At 61.4% G+C, this 22,638-nt stretch carries 17 protein-coding genes and 1 pseudogene; 2 read left to right on the plus strand and 16 right to left on the minus strand.

The features are described from left to right. Positions 1-117: 117 nt before the first annotated feature. The 6 genes from cyoD to AC6CHL_RS17765 all read right to left on the minus strand — a co-directional run bounded on the left by cyoD (position 118) and on the right by AC6CHL_RS17765 (position 7,136). Positions 118-462: a cytochrome o ubiquinol oxidase subunit IV gene (gene cyoD, locus AC6CHL_RS17740; protein ID WP_038689648.1), complete on the minus strand. Its 345-nt coding sequence runs from the start codon at positions 460-462 to the stop codon at positions 118-120. Further along, positions 462-1,103, minus strand: a complete 642-nt coding sequence (gene cyoC, locus AC6CHL_RS17745; RefSeq protein WP_038689650.1) for a cytochrome o ubiquinol oxidase subunit III — start codon at positions 1,101-1,103, stop codon at positions 462-464. The genes cyoD and cyoC overlap by 1 nt, the downstream gene beginning before the upstream one ends. Next, a complete protein-coding gene (cyoB, locus tag AC6CHL_RS17750) occupies positions 1,100-3,097 on the minus strand; it encodes a cytochrome o ubiquinol oxidase subunit I (RefSeq protein ID WP_038692409.1) in 1,998 nt (665 codons plus the stop codon). Before cyoB ends, cyoC begins: the two co-directional genes overlap by 4 nt. 8 nt (positions 3,098-3,105) lie before the next feature. Beyond that, positions 3,106-4,194 carry a ubiquinol oxidase subunit II gene (cyoA, locus tag AC6CHL_RS17755; RefSeq protein ID WP_447592560.1) on the minus strand — a complete coding sequence of 363 codons (1,089 nt, stop codon included), beginning with the start codon at positions 4,192-4,194 and terminating at the stop codon, positions 3,106-3,108. A gap of 266 nt (positions 4,195-4,460) precedes the next feature. Continuing rightward, entirely contained in the window at positions 4,461-6,083 is a 1,623-nt protein-coding gene (locus AC6CHL_RS17760; RefSeq protein WP_498295578.1) for a lactate permease LctP family transporter, read from the minus strand. A gap of 48 nt (positions 6,084-6,131) precedes the next feature. Beyond that, positions 6,132-7,136, minus strand: a complete 1,005-nt coding sequence (locus AC6CHL_RS17765; RefSeq protein WP_498295580.1) for a 2-hydroxyacid dehydrogenase — start codon at positions 7,134-7,136, stop codon at positions 6,132-6,134. Between the two features lie 145 nt (positions 7,137-7,281). Here AC6CHL_RS17765 and AC6CHL_RS17770 point away from each other — a divergent pair, with 145 nt between their 5' ends. Both AC6CHL_RS17770 and AC6CHL_RS17775 read left to right on the plus strand, forming a co-directional pair. Then, positions 7,282-8,082, plus strand: a complete 801-nt coding sequence (locus AC6CHL_RS17770) for an alpha/beta fold hydrolase (RefSeq protein WP_498295582.1) — start codon at positions 7,282-7,284, stop codon at positions 8,080-8,082. After that, positions 8,079-9,389: a GGDEF domain-containing protein gene (locus AC6CHL_RS17775; RefSeq protein WP_498295584.1), complete on the plus strand. Its 1,311-nt coding sequence runs from the start codon at positions 8,079-8,081 to the stop codon at positions 9,387-9,389. The genes AC6CHL_RS17770 and AC6CHL_RS17775 overlap by 4 nt, the downstream gene beginning before the upstream one ends. Positions 9,390-9,431: 42 nt before the next feature. Here AC6CHL_RS17775 and AC6CHL_RS17780 read toward each other — a convergent pair whose 3' ends face one another. The 10 genes and pseudogenes from AC6CHL_RS17780 to AC6CHL_RS17825 all read right to left on the minus strand — a co-directional run bounded on the left by AC6CHL_RS17780 (position 9,432) and on the right by AC6CHL_RS17825 (position 22,410). Beyond that, positions 9,432-9,557: a hypothetical protein gene (locus AC6CHL_RS17780; RefSeq protein WP_498295586.1), complete on the minus strand. Its 126-nt coding sequence runs from the start codon at positions 9,555-9,557 to the stop codon at positions 9,432-9,434. 717 nt (positions 9,558-10,274) lie between these two features. Continuing rightward, a complete protein-coding gene (locus AC6CHL_RS17785) occupies positions 10,275-15,884 on the minus strand; it encodes an RHS repeat protein (protein ID WP_498295588.1) in 5,610 nt (1,869 codons plus the stop codon). 1,202 nt (positions 15,885-17,086) lie between these two features. Beyond that, complete coding sequence (locus tag AC6CHL_RS17790; protein ID WP_463602065.1) at positions 17,087-18,061, minus strand: RHS repeat-associated core domain-containing protein; 975 nt, start codon at positions 18,059-18,061, stop codon at positions 17,087-17,089. Positions 18,062-18,377: 316 nt separating this feature from the next. Next, complete coding sequence (locus AC6CHL_RS17795; protein ID WP_498295590.1) at positions 18,378-18,803, minus strand: hypothetical protein; 426 nt, start codon at positions 18,801-18,803, stop codon at positions 18,378-18,380. Beyond that, positions 18,800-19,117, minus strand: a pseudogene (locus AC6CHL_RS17800) (polymorphic toxin type 47 domain-containing protein). The gene AC6CHL_RS17795 and the pseudogene AC6CHL_RS17800 overlap by 4 nt, the downstream one beginning before the upstream one ends. Beyond that, positions 19,059-19,451: an RHS repeat-associated core domain-containing protein gene (locus AC6CHL_RS17805; protein ID WP_498295592.1), complete on the minus strand. Its 393-nt coding sequence runs from the start codon at positions 19,449-19,451 to the stop codon at positions 19,059-19,061. The pseudogene AC6CHL_RS17800 and the gene AC6CHL_RS17805 overlap by 59 nt, the downstream one beginning before the upstream one ends. A gap of 161 nt (positions 19,452-19,612) precedes the next feature. Then, positions 19,613-19,945 (minus strand): hypothetical protein, encoded by a 333-nt coding sequence (locus AC6CHL_RS17810; RefSeq protein ID WP_498295594.1) that lies wholly within the window; start codon positions 19,943-19,945, stop codon positions 19,613-19,615. Positions 19,946-19,960: 15 nt separating this feature from the next. Then, positions 19,961-20,680, minus strand: coding sequence for an RHS repeat domain-containing protein (locus AC6CHL_RS17815; RefSeq protein ID WP_498295596.1), 720 nt, complete (start codon positions 20,678-20,680; stop codon positions 19,961-19,963). Positions 20,681-20,981: 301 nt separating this feature from the next. Continuing rightward, entirely contained in the window at positions 20,982-21,503 is a 522-nt protein-coding gene (locus AC6CHL_RS17820; RefSeq protein ID WP_463600596.1) for a hypothetical protein, read from the minus strand. Continuing rightward, positions 21,481-22,410: an RHS repeat-associated core domain-containing protein gene (locus tag AC6CHL_RS17825; protein ID WP_463600595.1), complete on the minus strand. Its 930-nt coding sequence runs from the start codon at positions 22,408-22,410 to the stop codon at positions 21,481-21,483. The genes AC6CHL_RS17820 and AC6CHL_RS17825 overlap by 23 nt, the downstream gene beginning before the upstream one ends. Positions 22,411-22,638: the final 228 nt, after the last annotated feature.

A 22,638-nucleotide genomic window follows, 5' to 3' on the forward strand; every position in this document is an offset into this window, starting at 1 on the left:
TCGGGCGCGGAACGGATATCGGCACTCGTTTGGGAACCGGCCCTACCTCGGCGGGTGCCAGACGCAGAAAGGCCGCCCGAAGGCGGCCTTTCTGCATGCAGCAACGTCGCGAGGACGTCAGTGCATCATGTGCACGTTCATGTTGTGCATGACCCACAGCGAGCCGGCGACGATGATGCCGATCACCACCACGGTGAAGGCCGCCGCGCTGACGTTCCAGCGCTGCTCCGACGAGCGGTTCAAGTGCAGGAAGAACACCAGGTGCACCAGGATCTGCAGCACCGCGGCGATCACGATGATCACGCCGGTGGTGAAGGTCGGCAGGTTGCCGTGCATCACCAGCCAGAACGGGATGATCGTCAGGATCGCGGCCAGCGCGAAGCCGACCAGGTACGACTTGACGCTGCCGTGGCTTTCGCCGCCGGCACCATGGTCGTGTGCGTGGTTGTCGTGTGCGGACATTACAGCGCTCCCTTCAGGTAGACGACGGAGAACACGCCGATCCAGATCAGGTCCAGGAAGTGCCAGAACAGGCTCAGGCACGCCATACGGGTCTTGTTGGTCGGGGTCAGGCCGTTCTGCTTGATCTGGATGAACATGATCAGCAGCCACAGCAGACCGGCACTGACGTGCAGGCCGTGGGTGCCCACCAGCGCGAAGAACGCCGACAGGAACGCACTGTGGTCCGGACCGAAGCCCTCATGGATGAGGTGGTTGAACTCCCACACTTCCATGACCATGAAGCCGAAGCCCAACAGCCAGGTCAGGCCCAGCCAGAGGTACATCTGGCCCACCTTGTGCTTGTGCAGGGCAATCATGCCCAGGCCGAAGGTCAGCGAAGAGACCAGCAGCAGCGTGGTTTCCCAGGCAACGAAGGTCAGGTCGAACAGATCCTTCGGGCCCGGGCCACCGTTGGTGCCACCGGACAACACGATGTAGGTGGCAAACAGGCTGGCGAAGATGAGGCAGTCGCTCATCAGGTACACCCAGAAACCGAAGACGGTATTGCCGCCGGTGTCGTGGTGCTCGTGGTCATCATGGCCGTGGGCCGCCGCGTGCGCGGCGTGCCCATGGTTCATGGCGTTGGAGGTAGTGCTGCTCATGCCTTCAGCTCCGCTTTCACCAGGCCCTGCGCCACCAGGTGGCGACGGTGCTCATTTTCGATGCGCTCCACTTCGGCGGCGGGCACGTAGTAGTCCGTGTCCTTGTCGAAGGTGCGCCAGATGAAGGTACCGATCATGCCGACGATGCCGACGATGGCCAGCCACCAGATGTGCCAGATCATCGCAAAGCCCAGGACCAGGCTGAAGGCACCGATCACCACGCCCGTGCCGGTGTTGCGCGGCATGTGGATGTCGGTGTACTTGGCCGGGCGCTCCCACGCTTCACCACGCTGCTTGCGCTCCCAGAACTCGTCCAGTTCGGTGACGCGCGGCAGCGAGCCGAAGTTGTAGAACGACGGCGGCGAAGAGGTTTCCCACTCCAGCGTACGTGCGTCCCACGGGTCGCCGGTCAGGTCGGCGGTCTTCTTGCGGTCGCGGATCGACACGGCGATCTGGATCACCTGGCACAGGATGCCGGCGCCGATGATGAACGCACCGAACATCGCAATCACCAGCAGCGGCTGGTATTCCGGGTTCGGGTAGCTCTGCATGCGGCGGGTCATGCCCATGAAGCCCAGGATGTACAGCGGCATGAAGGCCACGTAGAAGCCGATGAACCAGCACCAGAACGCGCGCTTGCCCCAGGTTTCGTTGAGGCGGAAGCCGAACATCTTCGGCCACCAGTAGGTGATACCGGCAAACATGCCGAACACCACGCCGCCGATGATGACGTTGTGGAAGTGGGCGATCAGGAACAGGCTGTTGTGCAGCACGAAATCGATGGCCGGAATCGCCAGCATCACGCCGGTCATGCCGCCGATGGTGAAGGTGACCATGAAGCCGATGGTCCACAGCACGGGCGTGGTGAACTGCACGCGACCGCGGAACATGGTGAACAGCCAGTTGAAGATCTTCACGCCGGTGGGAATGGAGATGATCATCGTCGTTATGCCGAAGAAGGCATTGACGTTGGCACCCGAGCCCATGGTGAAGAAGTGGTGCAGCCACACGATGAACGACAGAACGCCGATGCAGGCGGTGGCGTAGACCATGCCCTTGTAGCCGAACAGCGCCTTGCGCGAGAACGTGGCGATGACCTCGGAGAACACGCCGAAGGCCGGCAGCACCAGGATATAGACTTCCGGGTGACCCCAGATCCAGATCAGGTTGATGTACAGCATGGCGTTGCCGCCACCGTCATTGGTGAAGAAGTGCGTGCCCAGGTAACGGTCCAGGGTCAACAGCACCAGGGTGACGGTCAGCACCGGGAAGGCGGCGATGATCAGTACGTTGGTGACCAGCGCGGTCCAGGTGAACACCGGCATGTGCATCAGCTTCATGCCCGGGGTACGCATCTTCAAGATGGTGATGAAGAAGTTGATACCGCTCAGCGTGGTCCCCAGGCCTGCTACCTGCAGGCCCCAGATGTAGTAATCGACACCTACCCCTGGACTGTATTCCTTGCCCGACAACGGCGGGAAGGCCAGCCAACCGGTCTGCGCGAACTCACCGACGCCCAGCGAGATCATCACCAGGCCCGCGCCCGCCACGAACAGCCAGAAGCTGAGCGAGTTGACGAACGGGAAGGCCACGTCGCGTGCGCCGATCTGCAGCGGCACGACAACGTTCATCAGGCCGGTGATCAGCGGCATCGCCACGAAGAAGATCATGATCACGCCGTGGGCGGTGAAGATCTGGTCGTAGTGATGCGGGGGCAGGATGCCTTCGTTACCGCCGGCGGCCATGGCCTGCTGGACACGCATCATGATCGCGTCGGCGAAGCCGCGCAGCAGCATGACGAAGGCGATGACCAGGTACATCACGCCGATCTTCTTGTGGTCCACCGAGGTGAACCACTCTTTCCAGAGATAGCCCCACAGCTTGAACTTGGTGATCAGGGCCAGCACCAGCAGGCCACCGATACCAGCACCGATCAACGTGGTGATGATGATCGGATCGTGCGGGATGTCGGCAAATGTCAGTTTACCCAACAGATTCATGCTTATTCTCCCGAGCCTGCGTGGCCGGTGTGACCGGCGGCGGCATGCTCGTCTGCAGTGTGTTCGGCGTGCTCGGCGTCAGCACCCGCGGCGTGCGCCGCGTGCGTGTCGTCGGCGTGCACGTCCGCCGGGGCAGGACCTGCAGCGGCAGGCATGTCGTGGCCGGCGTGGCTTTCGCCCGCGGCGCCGTCATGGCCCATCGCGTTGTGGTCGTGCTTCATGCCGTAGTGCTGGTTGTCGCCCATGTGCTTGGCGATGACCCAGTCGAACAGGCCGGCTTCGGCGGTACCGAAGTACGTCACCGGGTGCCAGTCGTGGTTCTTTTCGGCCACCAGCGCATTGAACGCGGTCTTGTCCAGGGTCGCCGCGTCGGCGCGGACCTTGGCCAGCCACTGCTGGTACTGCGCATCCGTCACCGAATGGGCGCTGAAATGCATCTTGCTGAAGCCCGCGCCGCTGTAGTGCGAGGACATGCCCGGGAACTCACCGGTCTCGTTGGCGATCAGGTGGAGTTTGGTCTCCATGGCCGTCATCGAGTAGATCATGCTGCCCAGGTGCGGGATGAAGAAGGCATTCATCACCGAATCGGACGTGATCTTGAAGTTCAGCGGGGTATCGACCGGGAACGTGATCTCGTTGACCGTGGCGATCTTCTCTTCCGGATAGATGAACAGCCACTTCCAGTCGAGCGAGATGGCTTCGATCACCACCGGCTTCTTGTCCGACTCCAGCGGACGGTACGGGTCCAGCGCGTGCGAGGAACGCCAGGTCAGCACGGCCAGCACCAGCACGATCATGCACGGGATCGACCACACCACCACTTCGATCGCGGTGGAGTGCGACCACTTCGGCTCATAACGGGCCTTGGTGTTGGTCGCGCGGTACTTCCAGGCGAAGGTCAGGGTCATGATGATGACCGGCACGACGACCAGCAGCATCAGCACGGTAGCCGTGATCAGCAGCGTCTTCTCATCGTGGCCGATCTGGCCCTTGGGGTTGAGGATGGCCGAGTTGCAGCCCGTCAGGAACACGGACAACGCGAACAGCAGGCCCGGACGCAAATAGCGTCCAAGGGGTTTCAACGGAATCATCGGTCGATCCAATTGCGTAGGGAATGCCAGCTCAAGCGCGCCCCGTCCCGGCCAAAGGCCGGTTGTGCCGGTCCAGGGGGACAGGCACAGGGGACGATCATGTCAGCCCTCTAATTTTAGGCCGTCATGCATCATTTAAGAAAGGCATTGACAATGATCCAGCGCAGGAAAGCCCCGTTTTGGCTGCGACACGTTGTCGCAGTGCGGCCAATACGCCCGATTCAGCACGCCAACACGTTCATGTATAGACATGAATGCCCTGCCCGTCACCCGAGCAGCCACGACAGCAGCAGCGTGCACAGGCAGACATAGCCGAGCAGCGCCAGGCTCACCGCCAGGCTGGTGCGCATGATCGCCGATTCCTGACCCACCAGCTTCACTGCTGCGGCCGCGATGGCGATCGACTGCGGCGACACCAGCTTGGCCATCACCCCGCCGGCGGTGTTGGCGGCCACCAGCAGCGCCGGGCTGACCCCGATCTGCGCAGCAGTGACCGCCTGCAGGTGGGCGAACAGGGTGTTGCTGTTGACCACCGAGCCGGTGATGAACACGCCGGTCCAGCCGATCACCGGCGCCAGCGCCGGGAACACCCCGCCGGCCTGGGCCAGCGCCAGCCCGATCGTGGACGAGGCCCCCGAGTAATTGGTGATGTAGGCCACGGCCATCACCAGTGCCACGGTGGCCAGCGGCTTCCACATCTCCCGGCCGGACTGGGCCAGCTCCTCGCCGGCCGCGCGCAGGCCCAGCTTCGGCGACAGCACCACCGTAAGCAGCGCGGCGATCAGGATCGCGGTGCCCGAGGCGTTGAGCCAGCCCACGGTCCAGACCGCCGGCAGCGTGTGCGCGGCGGCCACCAGCGGCGGCAATTCCTGCACGCGCTGGTGGAGCAGGCTGACCGGCAGGTGCAGCACCGTGGACCCGAGCGCGCCATCGGCGGCGAACAACGCCTTGAACGCCGGCAGGCTCCAGACCAGGATGGTGGCGGTAAGAATGTAGAACGGCGACCAGGCCAGCAGCACCTGCCGCAGCGTCCAGCGCTGGCTGGACACCGGCGGCGCCTGCGCCTCGCGGTAGATCCGGCGCGGGCGCCAGACCTGCATGAAGGCGGCCAGGCTGCCCATCGCGGCCAGCGGCCCGATGATATCCACCAGTTCGGGCCCCAGCAGGTACAGCACAAGCGTCTGGCTGCCACTGAACACGCCGCCGACCACCAGCAGCACCGGCCAGGTCTCGCGCACCCCGCGCCAGCCGTCCAGCAGCAGCACCAGCACCGCCGGCAGCAGCAGCGCGCAGAGCTGAACCAGCGGGATCAGCATCTGCGACATCTCGCCCAGCCCCACCCCACCCTGCTGCGCGCCCACCAGCACCGGAATGCCGATCGCGCCGTAGGCACCGGCCGCGCCGTTGGCGACCAGGCACAGCATGGCCGCCTTCAACGGGCGGAAGCCGAGTTCAACCAGCAGCGCGGCGCAGATCGCGATCGGCACGCCGAAACCGGCGGCGCCTTCGAGGAAGCCGCCAAAACAGAACGCGATCAGCAGCACCTGGATGCGCTGGTCCTCGGAAATGGTCGCGATGCTGCCGCGGATCACCTCGAACTTACCGCTGCGGATGGCCAGTTTGTACAGCCAGACCGCCATCAGCACGATGAAGCTGATCGGGAATACGCCGTTGGCGATGCCGAGCAACGCCGCCCCCAGCAGGGTGTCCAGCGGCATGCCGAACACCAGCGACGACACCAGTGCCGAGACCAGCACCGCCAGCAGCGCGGCGGTGAGGCCCTTGAGGCGAAGCACGGTGAGCGCCAGCAGGAACACCAGCACCGGCAGCGCGGCCAACAGCGCCGAGAGATTCGCATTGCCGAGCGGATCGTAGTTCTGATGCCACATGGTCAGCCCCTGCGGTGGGAAAGGACGGAGAACAGCATCACGCGTGGATCAGGGCAGCGGCACCGCATTGGGACACGGCCGGCCAGCGGCGAAATCCCCCAGGTTGCGCAGGGTGATCTCGGAAATTTCCTGCAGCGCCTCCACGGTGAAGAAGCCCTGGTGCCCGGTGACCAGCACATTGGGGAAGGTCATCAGGCGCTGGAAGGCGTCGTCATCGATGATCTCCCCGGAGCGGTCCTGGAAGAACAGCGCGCTTTCCTGCTCGTACACGTCGATGGCCAGGTGCCCCAGCTGCCGCGCCTTGAGCGCACCGATCACCGCGTGCGTATCGACCAGCCCACCGCGCGAGGTGTTGACCAGCATCGCGCCGGGCTTCATCCGCGCCAGCGAGGTGGCGTTGATCAGGTGGTGGGTGTCCGGGGTCAGCGGGCAATGCAGTGACACGATGTCCGCGCGCGCCAGCAGCTCGTCAAGCGCGACGAAGGTACCGATCGCATCGAACGCGGACGACGGGTACGGATCGTGGCCGAGCACGGTGCAGCCCATCCCCTTGAAGATGCGCGCCGTGGCCAGGCCGATCTTGCCGGTGCCCACGATGCCCACCGTCTTGCCGTAGAGCGTGCGCCCGAGCAGCCCGTCGAGCATGAAGTTGCCTTCGCGTACCCGGTTGTAGGCACGGTGGGTGTGCCGGTTGAGCGTCATGACCAGCGCCAATGCGTGCTCGGCCACCGCCTCGGGCGAATACGCCGGCACCCGCGCCACGAAGAAGCCCAGCTGCCCGGCCATGGCGAGGTCCACGTTGTTGAAGCCGGCGCAGCGCAGCAGGAGCGCGCGCACGCCCAGGGCGTGGAGGGCCTGCAGCACCGGCGCGTCCAGACGGTCGTTGACGAAGACGCAGACCGCCTCGCAGTCCTGCGCCAACGCTGCGGTATGCACGTCGAGGGTGGCGTCGAAGTAAAGGAACTCCACCGGGCGGGCCGCATCGGCACGCTGGGTGGCCTCCTCGAGGAAGCGGCGGTCGTAGGGCCGGGCGCTGAAGACGGCAGTTCGCATGACGGGCTCTCCGGGAATTTCAGCCCCACCATACCGCGCTGCGATGACACACGGAAACACGCGGCAGATACCGGCCCCCACCATGGACCCGGCTGCCCACCTGCCCTAGTATTCGCCCCTTGGGAAACGCCATGGGTAAACGTACTTGGGCAGTTTTGAGCGCTTCAACGGCCGCCGCAGCGGTCAGGGCAACGACGTCGTCATCCTTTCCCACGGCTTCGGCACCGACCAGACCGCGTGGACGGCATTGCGGCCCTGGTTCGACCAACGGTTCGACGTGATCTCGTTTGATCTCGCCGGCTGCGGTCCCAACGGCGCGGACACCTACGATTTCGACCGGCATGGCGCGATGTTCGGCTATGCCGACGATCTGCTCGATATCGTCGACGAGCTCGACCTGCACCGATTTACGTATGTCGGGCACTCGATGAGCGGCATGATCGGGGCGGCCGCCGCGGTTGCACGCCCGGAACTGTTCGAACGCGTCGTGACCATCGGCGCTTCGCCGCGCTACCTCGACGATGACGGCTACACCGGCGGCTTCAAGCCGCAGGACCTGGATAACCTGTTCGAGAGCATGCAGGCCAATTACCAGGCCTGGGTGGCCGGGTTCGCGCCCATGGTGGTGGGCGTCGAGGACAACCGCGTTCTCGCGGACTTCTCGCGTACGCTGTTCCAGATGCAGCCGGACATCGCGCTCAACACCTCGCGCACCATTTTCACCTCGGACATGCGCACGCTGGCGCCGCAGTTGTCCATGCCGGTGCACGTGATCCAGACCGCGGTGGACATGGCGGTTCCGGTCGAGGTGGCCCAGTGGCTGGCCGATACGATCGACGGGGCAACACTGGACATCATCGATGCGTCCGGGCACCTGCCCCATATGACCGCCGCCGACGAGGTGACCCGAATCCTGGAACGGCGATTGCTCGGGACGGTGTCTTGAGCGCGCCCAGCAGCGAGGCACTCGCGGCGCTGTGCAGCTTCGCCCGGCTCACCACCCACGCAGACCTGGCCCTGGCCGTTGAACTGGATGCGCAGGGCCGTTCGACGTGGTCGACCGGATCGCCCGCGTTGCCACTGTCCGGGTTCAACCTGGCGCGCAGCGGCATTCTCGAGCGCGCCTGGCAGGGCCAACCCGTGGACGCGGCCGGCTTCCGCCTGCCGACGGCCATCCTGCATGCCCTGCAGGGTGCCCCCACCCACCTGCTGTATGTGCCGGCCCCGTCGGCCGACAGCCCGCACAGCGGCCTGTTGCTGCTCTGGAAACACCAGGCGCCTGCCGAGGGGATCACGGCCCAGCTGCCATTGCTGTCCAGCAGCGTGGCCGGACTTCTCTCCGCGCGACGCGAAGCCACCCGCCAGCTCATCGCGCACAATCAGTTCATCGATCTGGTGGAAAGCGTGCCGGCCGGCATCGTGCTGATCGACGGCGATGGCGTGGGCGCGGTGATCAACGAACATGCTGCCGCACTACTGGGCTGTGCCGCAGGCAACCTCCGCGCCGCCGACCTGGCCGGCCCGATGCGGGCGCTGCGCCTGCGCAGCGACAATCACGCCGAGCTGGAGCAGGCGTATGCCGCGCAGATGGGCAACGTCAACTTCGCCGCCACGTTGAACTGGACGTTCGGCGAACGCACCTTCGAGGTGGACACCCACCCGGTGCGCGGCAATGGCGAGCACGGCCGCATCTGGCTGTTCACCGACGTCACCGCCGACCTGCTGATGGCCGCCGAACTGCGCCGTCTGGCGTCGTCGGACCCGTTGACCGGCGTTCCCAACCGACGTCATTTCGAGGAGCGTTCCGCACAGATCATCGCCGCCCGCGAAGCCAGCGGACATTCGGTGGCGGTGCTCATGGTCGACGTGGATCATTTCAAGGCGATCAACGACACGCACGGCCACCCGGTGGGCGATGAAGTGCTCAAGATAGTGGCCCGGCGCTGCCGCGACGCGCTGCGCGACCGCGACCTGTTCGCGAGGTTCGGCGGTGAGGAGTTCATTGCACTGCTGTCGGCGCCTGTGATCGATGAAGTACCCGCCGCCGCCGAGCGCCTGCGCAATGCGATTGCCGCCGAGCCGATCACCGTGGGCGGCACCCGCATTGCGGTGTCAGTGAGCGTGGGCGGTGCGGTGGGCGAAGCGCTGCCGGGCTGCGATGCGACGCTGCTGGAGGACCTGGTGGCGCGTGCGGATGAGGCGTTGTACCAGGCGAAGACAGCTGGGCGTAACCGGGTGAGCATGGCGGCGTAGGCTGATCGGTCTCGACCATCAACGGCACTGGTGGCGCAGGCCTCAGTTCCCGGGCGGATCGATCTCGACCTTTCCGTCATCCCCCACCCACACCATGCACAACCGGCCATCGCCTTCGTACTCGTATGACCAGGCGGTGTCCGAACGTGCGTCGCTGATGAAGGTCATGCCCGTTTCCTGGCGGCATCGGCATTGCCATACGCCTGTTGCGTTCGTCACCAAACCTCAGGAGCGAGGCAAAACAGCGCGCCGCCATCGGCGCTTGGATAGATGGCTATTGAAGATCGCCCCCTTGTCACCGCAGTGCCTCGATGGTCTGAACATACAGGACGTCGTCGGAGCATCCACCGCCTTCAATGCGCCTGTCTCTGATGTCGTACCACAGTAGATTCAAAGACCGCGGCCGAGAATCCATGGTCCCGGTGAGTACCACGGCCTTTCCATCCCACGTATCAGATCTGTGCAGGACGTTCTTGGGTAGAGCGAGATCAACGCACTCGCCCGACTGCGTCTGGAGTGAGCCCAATCCATGCCCACCGACGTACACCGTCATGACCCCGTGGAGCGTTGTTTCGCCCTGAACAGCGGGGAGGTGGGTTCTGCACGATGTGGCACATATCACCAGTGCAGCTACAGCCAACAGCTTTCTGACGCCCATGAGATGCTCTCCGTTTCGACGCACCGTCAATCTCGCTTCAATCGTGAGCCCGGTTGTTCAGGCCATTAAGCGCGTGACCTTAAAGTCTGGCGCCTCGTCAGTTCTTAAGGGAGGTCGCAGATCCCGCATTCGCCGATCTGCGATTTACAGCGCCCACCCAAAGGCTCCACTGCACCGGCGAGCACTGCCGACGGTGCACTGTCGGCAAGCTCTCCACGTCGTGACACTTACTGCGCAATATTCACTGTCTCCTGCCGGAACGGAACAGAGTTGGCCGAACAACCCGTCGCGTTGCAGGCCCTTACGACATGCGAAGAGGCACAGTAGTAACTGCCGGACCGCGTCAGGTCGTTCAACGGACCCGAATATTGGATCTGGCTCGTGGGCACCGATACCAACTCGTAGCGTGTCGTACCCTGCGATACCGTCCAACGCACCGAACAACTGACCTGCAGCGTCGCCCCCACCTTTCGCTGCGTCTTCACGGAATAGGTGATCGATGGCGTTGCCGGGATAGGCTCAGGCGCAATATTGAGCCCCACCACGTTGGAGTAGTCGCTACATCCAGCCAGATTGCATGCCTGGATGCGTATTCCATACGAACCCGTGTCAGGGCGATTGATCACGTGCCACAGCGTGTCAGCGATGGCCACCTGCCCCCACGCTCCTCCATTGGCGGAGAGCTCCACCCGATAAGAGTGCGATCCGCCGCCGTCGCCTGCGTTCCAGCTGATCACATAGCCGTTCTCACCGTTGTAGGTTGGGCCACTGAGCTGGGGCGGCGATGGACGTCGCAGCACATTGATTGACACGACCGACGAATAGGGCCCAATCCCGGATACGTTTGCTGCCCGCACCCGGTAGCTGTACTGCCCGATAGCCCTTCCTGAGTAGGTCCGGACGACACCGCCACTTTCAGGTGCCGGGGTCCAGGCACCCCCATTGACGCTCTCCTCAAGCAGATAGCTGCCAGCTGTCGCCACGCTCGTCCAACTGACGGTGTAGCTGCCATCGGGCGAGAACGAAGGAACGCTGATCGTGGCAGCCCCGGAAGGCGGGTACAGCACCACCACCACCACCGTGGCACTTACGTTGCCACAGCCCCCCGCGCTACATGCCGATGCCCGGTAACTGTAGGTGCCCGCCATCTTTCCGCTGACAGCGAGCGATGCCGCTGCTCCTGCGTGCACCTGTTGCCAACCTGCGCCGTTGGCACTTTCTTCAAGCACGTAGCGGTTGGCACCTGCCACCGCAGCCCATTGAACCACGTAGGCGCCATTTGGGCTTCGCGGAGGAGCACTGAGCACCGGCACGCCGCTTGGTGGAAACGCCACCAGCACCGTGACAACAGAACTGGCGGTACCGCAGGCTCCCCCTGCACATCCAGCCACCCGGTAGGCATAGCTACCGGCTGATTTCCCTGCCAGTGCGTGCGAGGCGGCCGATGTAGTGGCGATAGTGGACCAACCACCGCCGTTGACGTTCTCCTCCAGGCGGTAATCCGTCGCGCCATTGGCCTGCGTCCAACTGACCGTAAAACGACCGTCGGTGGAAAGTGCGGGCACACTGGCCGTTGGTACGCCGGAGGGCGGAAGCTGAACGCGCACGCTTGCCTCGGCACTCCATTCGCCGCAAGCACCGTTCTTGCATGAGCGGACCCGATAAGAATAGGTTCCAGAGCTATGTCCCGTGGCATTCCAGGCCGTCGCGGCACCCGAGTAGAGCGCGCTCCAGGCACCGCCCCCCACTCGCATCTGGAGTTCATAAGTACTTGCTGATGCAACGCTGGTCCATGCGACGGCGTAGGCGCCGCCAGGACTGAAGGACGGCAGCGTCAATACAGGGCTGGACATCACTTCTCCTGTCTCGACCTGGGCAACCAGGCTGCCGTTGAGGTAGACGTACTCGTCCCCCTTCCCCGCCGCATCCTGCTGCCGCCTCAGCACTCCGTCAAAGCCATAGAAGGAAAGACGTGAAGCACCGCCGGGACGAATATTGGCCACGCGACGGCCATGCCCGTCATAGCGGTAGGACTCCACGCCCGCTACCTGCCGCAGGCGATTGCCATGGTCGAAGGCAAACTGCATTCCGTTCTTGCTCTTCAGGTTGCCCTTTGCGTCATAGGACAGCCCAATAGTGGTTGCCCCCGCGTCATCCCGGATGTTGGTGAGGCGATTGCTGACGTCATACAGATAGTTGAACTGACGTTTGCCTCCGAGATGCGAGGACCGAAGGTTGTCGATGGCATCGTAGGAAAACCTGGCGATACCATCGCCACCGAAGGAGGGAGAGACCGCCCGTACCAGTCGGTCAAGGCCGTCGTACTGCATCGTCCGGGTTCGGGTCGCATCGTGTCCGTCCTGTATAGCCATGACGTTGCCGGCGCTGTCGTAGGTGTAACCATTGTCCAGCACTGCCCCGTCCTGCACGCGCGCGGGAAGTTGGCGCGCGTTCTGTTGCATGGTGTGCTGAATACCGTTTCCGTACGCGAAGCCCTTCATCCCACCATTGGGGTGATAGCTGACCGCTTGCGCATAGGTCCCCGCACGTGTTGCCTGGCCCAGTGCGTTTGGTGCGTAGTCCACGAACAGGCCGCTGGGGTAGCGCACACCAGACAATGTGGCGTTGCTGTCGTATGCATAGCCCACCGACCAGTTGTGTGCCCCCAGCTCGCCGCCCGATTCCCCTGTCAGCAGCCCGCGACGGTTGTAGGCATAGACATTTATCACGTCGGGTGAACCCGCAGCCTTGGTCACGATCTGGTCCGGCTTCCCAGCGCTCGTGTAACGCCAGAGCTGGTCGCCATTCCCGTCAGGGAAGACCAGCGTTCTCAACCTGTTGCGTGAGTCATATGTGCGGGTGACCCGGACGGCGGCCGTACCCGCCCCGTCACCGCTGGCACTGCACGCGCTATTGGCTGCCAGGCCGGCTGCCGACCATGTGACATTGCCAGCGCCGTCATAGCCGGTCAGGGTTGCCCCGGTTTCTGGTTCGATCTGGCGACACAGCCGGCCCTGGGCATCGTAGGCGTAGCTGCGGGTCAGCTGGGTGGTACCGTCCGCGCTGCCTCTTGAAATCGTCAGCGGGCGAGCGAAGACGTCGCGGGCAATCCGGGTGACGACGCCCTCCGGCTCGGATACCACCAGGGCAGATTCGTACGCGGGTTCGTCGAATGCCTGGAAGCGAGTAAGCACCGATCGGCCATCGGCGCGTGTGACCTTGGAGTAGGCCCCCTCACCATCAGACGCATAGACCGTGGTGGTGGTCAGCAGGCCCAACTCACTGTTCTGCGATACGCCCGTCACCCGACCCAGAGCGTCGTAACGCGTCCAGACACCCACATCGGAATTGCTCGACGTGGAGGGATACGACGCAAACAGCTTGCGACCCTCGTGGTCATACTCGATGCCGCTGAACCGCTCCGTCGCTGCAACGTTATTGGCGTCAAACTCGCGAACCAGAAGGGGACGCCACATCGCGTCGAGATAGCTGATCTTGCGCGCAGCCCCTGTCTCTACCGTGTGCCGCCAGTGCCCGGCGGGCAGTCCGTACTCCGCACCTGCAACCCGTTCGAAGGTCTGCACGACAGGATTCCACGCCACCGAGTCACCTGCCGCATAGGCGGTGCGCACAATCCTGCCCATGACATCGTACTGATAGCTCGTGGCGTAGCCACCTTCGTCGACCGCCTGGGTGATCCAACCGTTGTCATCCACAACAGCGGACACGGATGCCCCATCTGCAAACGTGACGCGCTGCGGCACGCCGAGCTTCCAGGCACCGAGGGCGGTCAGGTTTCCATTACCGTCACGCACCGAGCTGACCGTACCGTCCGGTCCATAGCCAATCGTCTGCGCGACACGCCCGAACTCCTTTTGAACTTCCGGCGCAGCCTGGGCGTTGTACTGCGTTTCATAGGCCAGCACACCATTCACAGACAGGCTTTTAGCCTGACCCATCACCCATTTCCCTACATTGTCATGGTACTGCGTCGACTCGCTGCGCGCCGCAGCCCCAGGCACGCTACTTTGCTTGCGAACAATGACCGGGCGCGCCAACGAGTCGAACTGTTGGACGCTGAGGGCGAAGTTGACGCCGTCCTGGGTAATGGTCTTGGACACCAGCGGCCGGTGCAGCTCCGAGGGAAATCCTGCTTGCCGGTACCGGGGACTGACGCCCCATCGCGCGGGATAGACCCCGTCGGCCAGGCTGAAGTCGTAGCGCAGCTGCTCACTGCGCAACGTTTCCCCGTTGCTGCCCTTGTGAACGGTGCCCAGCAACTTTCCTTCGTTGTAGCGATAGGAGTTTCCATAGCGATACTGAACGGAGGAGCCGTCCGGAGCCGTGATGGTTGTACCCTTCGCTCCCGCACAATCGTCGGACGTGCAGAGCGGCGCGGTGCAGTCGAGCACCTCGGGCGGGCAGATCGGAAACTTGCTGTCAGTGCTCAGATATTTGTAGCTGCTCCCCGTGGAGTACTCATAGGTCCACAGCATCGGCGCAATGCCCACACCGCTCAGCTCTTTGCGAAGCAGGGAAAGGCCGTGGTGGGCCGGAGGAATCCACGCAATGTCGTCACTGCGGTCGTTGAATGGCCGCGTCACGTTCTTGCAGTACAGCGGAACATTGCTGCGTCCATGCAGCACGATGCCCACCGTGAACTGTGCGAGAAGCCCGGAAGGGTGCACCATGCTTCCCGAGAACTGGCTGGGCTCCATCAACGTTCCCTGGCGCGTGCAGTTGCGCGTGACCTGATCGCCCGGCTCTACCACTGCGTACGCGATGTGCGCCCTCCCCAGTCCGCGCAGATCGATCTGCCATTGCGTCTGGTCCGGCAGACGAACGCTGCTCAAGGAGCGCTTTCCGCTGTCACTGACGTAGCCGTAGTTCCAGACCCGTCCGTTAGCTTCGACCTGGCTGATGTTTCCCGACGTGTCATACCGCACCGCAATCCACCGACCATCGCTGCTCTCGATGCGGGTCAGCTTGACGACTTGGTTCCACGTATTTGCATATGTGTAGGCGACCCAGTTCCCGTATTTGTCCTCTACGCGCGTTGGGTAGATGGAATTCCTGCTACGCGGAATGCGGCGCTCGACGGTGTGGGAGATATTGGACACCGACTCTGCTGTCTGCGACACGAGCGAAGGCTCGACGTCCTGTGCCATCCAGTCGAACCGATACCGGTTCCCGTTCGGCGCCACCGCCAGAAAGCCCTCGCCACTGCCATTGGCCAGCGAAGGCAGGCAGGAAATGCGGATATTGTCGCCGGCGGTCCAGTAGTAGGTGGCCGCATCGCCCGGAACAGGCACGTTCCCGGCGATGTAGAGCAACTCCCCGCCGCCTTCGGGAATCTGCAGGTTGACGCCATCCCAGTACTCATCCGGCCTGACGTATTCGGTGCCCACCCGGATCGGGAGGGGCCGTGCGTCAGAGACGTTCGGCACTGAGCAGCGCCGGTTGGGCTCTTCCAGAAGCGAAACTTCCCAGTTCGGTGCAAAGTCGGCCGACAACGAAGGCAGCTGCACCTCCCAGTCCGCCATCGCGAAGCTGCGGTAGAACACACCTGGGATGGGGTTGTTTCTCACCCGGAAGGACCGCTCGAACCTGACGGGCAAGTCGTTGTTCCCCGGGAGATCCACATCCGTCATCTTGAAGGATATGCCACCCATATACGTGTCAACCTCTTCCCCGAACGCAGCACTCCCTACCTGTGTCGGCTGCGTGGCACGCCCTACCCGGCTTCCGTACTCCTCCCAGACCCTCCGCTCCTGTGCGTGCAGGCCGTAGGATGAAGCCAGCGTTCCCAGTACAAGTGCGCCCACGACAAACTTCAAGTTGAATCCGTTCAACGTCAACTACTCCCGTAGGTTCAACTTCCCAGTTTGAATGAAGGTGTCATTTCCACTACCCATCATGCGGTTCCCGCACCGGCAACAGCGGAACGTAACCCATCAGAGCCTACTGTGCTACTACCATCCAAATTTTTCCGAAGACATCGGGGCAGCCTCGATCAGCGAGGCCATTGGACACTTTCCTATAAGTTGGAATGAAGCCAACTTATCAAGCCAACGCGCCCCATCCGCGCGGACAACAACCATCCGCAACTAGCAGCAGAGACGCCGAGCAAGCAATCTGTCCGTCAGCGGCCCCTCACCGAACTCACTCTTGCACGCCTCCATTCGGGCGTCGTGTCTTGGATTACTGGGAGAGCTTGCATTGATATTGTTGGCTGATGTCCATCCTTGGGACTGAGCCCCACCATTACTTTCAATAAGGCGCTGCTCGCATCCAGCGATTGCATCAGGATTTGAAGAGCTCTTGTCCACCCTGGCAGGAGCGTACCCATCTGCAGTTTTGGCTTGATGATCTGGCTGAGCTGTACGCTTTGCCACCTGCTGCTCAGGTGTCCCTGAGGGCGGATGACATAGTCCGGACGGTCCGTAAGTGGCGACAGACCGCGGACAAAGATAGATAAAACAAGCAACCAACTTAACCAGAGAAACAACCTATCCAGAACCAAAGCAAGCGTGAAGTTTCGCTACCAGATCATCGCCTTGTACAACGACACTGAACTCGGGCGAACAGGCAACCAAATAGCAGTCAACCAGTATTACTCCCCTTGGAGCATCGAGAGATAGAACAACAGAATCCTCAGTCTGCGCTGAAAGCGGAAGCAGCCCCGCCACGCGCACCCCTCGGACCGGCGCACCTCCAAGGAAATCCTTCTCATGAAAAGAGATTACACCGTCAACGGGACCAATATTGTTACTAATGCAGTCCATTATTCTGCGGGCACTCTCTCGATCAACAGATGCCGCGACAAGCCCTGGAGCGTCGTGCAGGTTGGAGGGCCATTCAACATTAGCGACTCCAGGGATATTGCAGAAATCCGCCAGGTTGAGACTAGTACCCATGCACTCATTGACCGACCTGACCAAACGAGGAGCATACCTGTCCCGCTTCTCTACGTTTTCCCGCTGAAGTATGGCATTCAGCCTTACCGCCTTAGCCCTGCGAGTCCTTTCCTCCGACATGGCTACTCTCCTCTCCGCTTATAGTCCACTCGAATTTTTCCCTCATTTTGAATTCTTGGCCGTCCTGCGCTGTCCATCTGCCCGTTAGCTTTCACTGTACCCACCTCAATCTGTGGCATCCCCGCATGCTCTCCCCTGATGTCTCGAGATACTTGTACCGACTTCGTCTCAACCTCCCCACCAGGCTTCGCGACTTCGTAGCTTTGTTGACGGCCAACTTGTGTACCGTCACGCGCCCGTCCATTTGTTTGACTCACAGGTTGCTGGCTCGTTGGAATTTTTCCCTGTCGCTTGGCCTCTCTGGTCGACGCACGCTGGCTAAGTCTTTCCGCCGATCCAACGGCACCCTTCAGGGGAGAGAGAATTCGTCCACCGGGCACGGCATCTGCAATGGCATCTCCCACAGATCCACTTTGAATTTGTTCGCCTTGGGCGGGAGCATTGGCAGGGTCCGAGTGCGTTAATGCCATTACGAAAAAGATGACCACGGGAACGGGACAGACAGGGCAACGTCCATCCGGATCCGTGAAGCGGTAAGGATTGTTGTACGCGTACGCGTACCGATTGAAGTGTCTCCAATCGCCACCATCTGCCGTCACCGGATCCACCGAGAGGAACGTTCCCAGTTGCGGATCCATGTACCGCTGCTGCATGTAGCTCAGCCCGGTGGCCGAGTCGCTCACATGCCCTGTGTACCCCGGCCCATCCGTGACCTGATCACCTACAACGGCACCGTAGGGTTCGTATTCATAGCGCTTGGTCACGTTGCCGTTGGCATCACTCTCAGCCACAACTGAGCCCAAGGCATCGGTATGGATGTAGGTGACCGTTTGCGCGCTTGCGGTCGGGACCGCAGCCAGACCCAGCGACAGCACAAAGCATAGCCAAGCGCCTACCGCACCCAGCTTCCGAACTCGATCTTCAACTCCCCTGGAGCGGGTCGACACACTGCCTGCAGCTCCCCCGAACCTGCGCATCCTTCCGATCCCTGAAAGAGCCTTGAAGCAAGGCTTGGTATTGATAGCACAGGAACGATCGGCCAGGAATCCAACGGTGCCATTGAGGCCAATCACGCCATCCTGACGGGAGCAGCGCTCTTGGCGCTATGCGCCAGCGAAGCCGGATCGGGTCGTGGTGGCGATGTCAGTCCGGGGTGCGTCGAACGGACCTGAGGTGGCCGGCCATCGGCCGGCACCACCCGCAAGCGATACCAAACATGAAGCCCCGACCAAGGCCGGCGCTTTCTGCTGTATCTGGTGCCGGAAATAGGGACCGAACCTACGACCACTACCCTTATGGCGAGGAGATCAAAACGTTATGGTGTGTATCAAAGAAGACTCGCGCGCAGTCTTGCGAGAATACGAAATACTCAAAAAAGTGCATTTCGCTGAGCAAAGTTGCAACTTCCGAACCATGCTCAATTCTCAACACCGGCCACGGCGGTGGCTCATCATCGGTGATGGCAAGAAATACGGGATCTTCCATGTCAGCCAGAAACACCGCAATCTGCTCCCTCCAACCATGGCCTGATGTGCTGTAGCGAACGAAACGGGACGTCTCCAAAGACTCCCACCAATAGTGCCTGGTTGAATCAATCCCATGTATCTCGACCAGCCTTCGAAGCAGCACATCCGCATCAGATGCTACTGAAACACTGCCATACCCAAGAGAGCAAACTTGTTTAGATGCCGCCACAGCACCACTATCTTTCGTGCTCATTGCTCTTTCCTATCCGGCCTTGATGGATGGCGATCTCCGGAATATGGGATATTTCCCCGCTGTGCACCACCGTCGCCTCTCTTTCCCGCAGACTGCCAGCTTACATGCTGGGTGTCATGGTGAGGTCACGGACTGGCATGTGGTCCATCGTATCCAATCTTCGCCCCACCCTCCCCCTTGAATTCCACAACTGTATCGGTCTTCTCATCAGCCTTTGAGAAGGCAACCTTGCTGGGATCATTCATCCCAGCGCTCTCAAACACCACGTCTCGCGGAGTCGAAGCCGTCTCCCGCTTCTTCTGCCGTACGTGCATCTTCAACAGCCTTCTCAAGTCCTCTCGCTGCCTTGATCGCCATTCCAGCTCCGCCGGGAACGAATGGCAGGGCCGCCGCAGTTGCATCTATCGCTACACCAATAGAATCGACGATGCTGGCACCTACATTGCCTTGACTGAAGTTCGAATAGGCGCTGGTCGCACCCATCGCGATGTTGGCAACAGTCCATACGGCCTCGACGATGCGACCGTCAGGGTCTTTGAGCCTGTAAGGATTCCCGTTCGCGTACAGGTATCGATTGAACTTCCTTAAAGGCTGCTCATACGCCGTGACCGGATCCACCGACAGGAACACGCCCAAGTTCGGATCCATGTACCGCTGCTACATGTAGCAGCTCACGGTCGCGGTCAATGAGATATCCGAGGCCACGCACGGGCAAGTGCACTGACACCGCATGCGGCTGGGATGAGTTAGTCCTTGCCATTTCATTATCTTCAGACATGCGCCATTAATCATTATATGAATAAACAGGCTCAGCTCCAGATAACGATGCTGCCGTCGGGCCCGTTCAGCTGCATGGCTTCCGGCCCGGAGTATCCGTCGTCTGTCAAGTCGACGGTGAGAAATTTATCGCCCGAAAACACCATGATCATTTTGACGTCATCGACCAGGCAATCGACCAACTTCAATCGGAGCGACGCATCTGTCAGTGCGCCCACCCGCTCGCCGCAGGAGAGCGTGTATCCGTTATAAATATGAAGCGACCATCCATCATCGGTTCCAACCTGAAGCTGCTCATCCTCGACGGTCAACGTTACATACTTGCCCTTGAGATGTTGAAAAGTGTCTGATCGATGCTCGTTCATGTGACGTATCTCACTCTACTTGATTGGAAAATGCGACTTTGAATTGGGCAGGGTCTTTCCTGAATATGGATCAACACCTTGCTTACCTGCGTTCTCATATTGGATGTCGATCGCGCCTGTCATCAACGAGGCGTCAGCAGGACCAACGACGGGAGTTGCTCGAATTATCGCGTAGGTCAACACAAGGGCCGCGGGACCAAATGTGTTGTACGCGGCAGGATCGCTTGCTACCGAATCAGCGTGTCGCTCGGCTGCACGCTCCTGACGACCGTCAGGGTCATTAAACCGGTAAGGATTGTTTGCAGCGTATTTGTATCGGTTGAAGGACGATCCAGGATTGTCGTGTGGTGTCACCGGGTCCACAGACAGGAACACCCCCAACTGCGGATCCATGTACCGCTGCTGCATGTAGCTCAGCCCAGTTGCCGCATCGCTCACATGCCCTGTGTACCCCGGGCCATCTTCAACTTGGCCACCAACCACCGCTCCATACGGCTCGTAGTCATAGCGCTTGATTACGTTGCCACTGGCATAGCTCTCAGCCACAACGGAGCCCAGTGCGTCAGTGTGGATGTACGTGACCGTCGTCTGGGCAGTTGCGGCTGGCGACAGGCCAGGGCCGATCAGCAGCACGCAGCACAGCCAGGCGCCTAATGCTCCCAGCTTCCGAATTCGACCTTCAATTTCCCTGAAGCGGGTCGACACACCGCGTACAGCTCCCCCTGACTTGCGCATCCTTCCAATCCCTGAAAGAGCCTTCAAGCAAGGCCGGGTAGTCATAGCACAGGAATGGCCGGTTGCGATTTCCAGGTCAGGAACGGTGCCAGGACCTAAGCGCCTGGGAAGCCGCTGGGGCGAGTGGGTCGCGCGGCTCGGAAATTCTGGGCTGCCAGCCATGGGCTGGCACTACTGGGCGCCGGCCAGCGGCCGGCGCTACCAACGGCCGTATCGCCACAAACAAAAAGCCCCGACAAAGGCCGGGGCTTTCTGCCGTATCTGGTGCCGGAAATAGGAATCGAACCCACGACCTACGCATTCATACATCTACCCGCGCGTACTCGTCCGCAGGGAACTGCCAATTTTTGGGGGCTCCTCCAGGAAACGACATCGAAAAGGCACCGGGAATGTCGACAGCTACTGCACTGAATACCTCTCCGCCATCCTTTGAACGGAACTCTATTCCCGCATCGACAAGGATGCCATCACGTTGCCACCGGAGGATGCTGATCTGGCCTACCACAAAGCCCACCGGTTCTGAGAGGCCAACCTGATCCCCATCGCTGACGGCACTTGGTGCCAAAGCAAGATTGATCGTCCCATACTCATCCCAGCCACGAACCAGGGTGCTGGATGAAGTAATTTCAAGTGAGTACCCAGAACTGAACTCCAGACAGGCCCACCACGCAAGATCCGAGCGCTGAGCAGCAGGAATGCAGCAACGCGTTACTTCCGCCCCACGCAACAAATCAAGTTGATCGAAAGAATCCAGCCCCTTAAGCTGCGCTGGAAGGTAGAGCGATCCATCAGCTAGAGAATCAATCGTAGTGAAGGGTTTCATGTGGTTTATTTCCGTTAGCGGGAATGTCTATGCTCTTCCCACCTGAACTGTTGGTGTCGCGACCGAATACGCCGTTCTCTCCGATTTTAGCTCCTGGCGGAGCGCTGTCTCCCTTCACTGCAGGCCTCGTATCTCCGGCAAGTGTCTTGAGGTCATCGTCGTAGTTGCCTGTCCCACCATTCTCAGGTGTCAAATTTCCACTTGTGTTTCTTGTACCTGCCTTGTTAGGTCCGGCGAGCGGGCTACTTTGGTCTCCAACCAAGCCGTTAGGCAACGCTGGCACCTTTGGTTTGCCTGCATCAGCGCCCCCACCACTTGGGTCACCGACCTCTGCATTTTGGAACAGGCGTTTGACGCCCCTATCGATCGCCTTCGCAGTCTCAGCTCGCTGCGCTGGCGTCGTAGTGGCGTAGTAAGTAACACCAACGACGATGGGTACGAGAACCAACGGCGCCACCATCGTGGCATTCCGCCCATCCGGGTCCGTGAACTTGTACGGATTCCCGTTTGCATACCGGTACCGATTGAACTGCTCCACAGGCTGCTCATACGCAGTCACCGGATCCACCGACAGGAACATCCCCAACTTCGGATCCATGTAGCGCTGCTGCATGTAGCTCAGGCCAGTGGCCGAGTCGCTTACGTGCCCGGTGTATCCCGGCCCATCCGCGACCTGACCACCTACGACTGCCCCGTAAGGTTCGTAGTCATAGCGTTTGGTCACGTTGCCGTTGGCATCGCTCTCGGCCACAACGGAGCCCAGTGCATCGGTGTGAATGTAGGTGACCGTTTGTGCGCTTGCGGTCGGCACAGCAGCCACACCCAGCAACAGCACGCAGCTCAGCCAGGCACCTAATGCCCCCAACTTCCGAATTCGATCTTCAAATCCTCTGAAGCGGGTCAACACACCGCTTGCAGTTCCCCCGAAACTCCCCATCCTTCCAATCCCTGAAAGAGCCTTGAAGCAAGGCCGGGTATTCATAGCACAGCAATGGCCGGTTGCGGTTTCGAGGTCAGGAACGGTGCCAGGACCTAAGCGCCTGGGAAGCCGCTGGGGCGAGTCGCGCGGCTCGGAAATTCTGGGCTGCCAGCCATGGGCTGGCACTACCGGGTTGCCGGCCAGCGGCCGGCGCTA

This window comes from Stenotrophomonas sp. GQ19, from assembly GCF_059758695.1.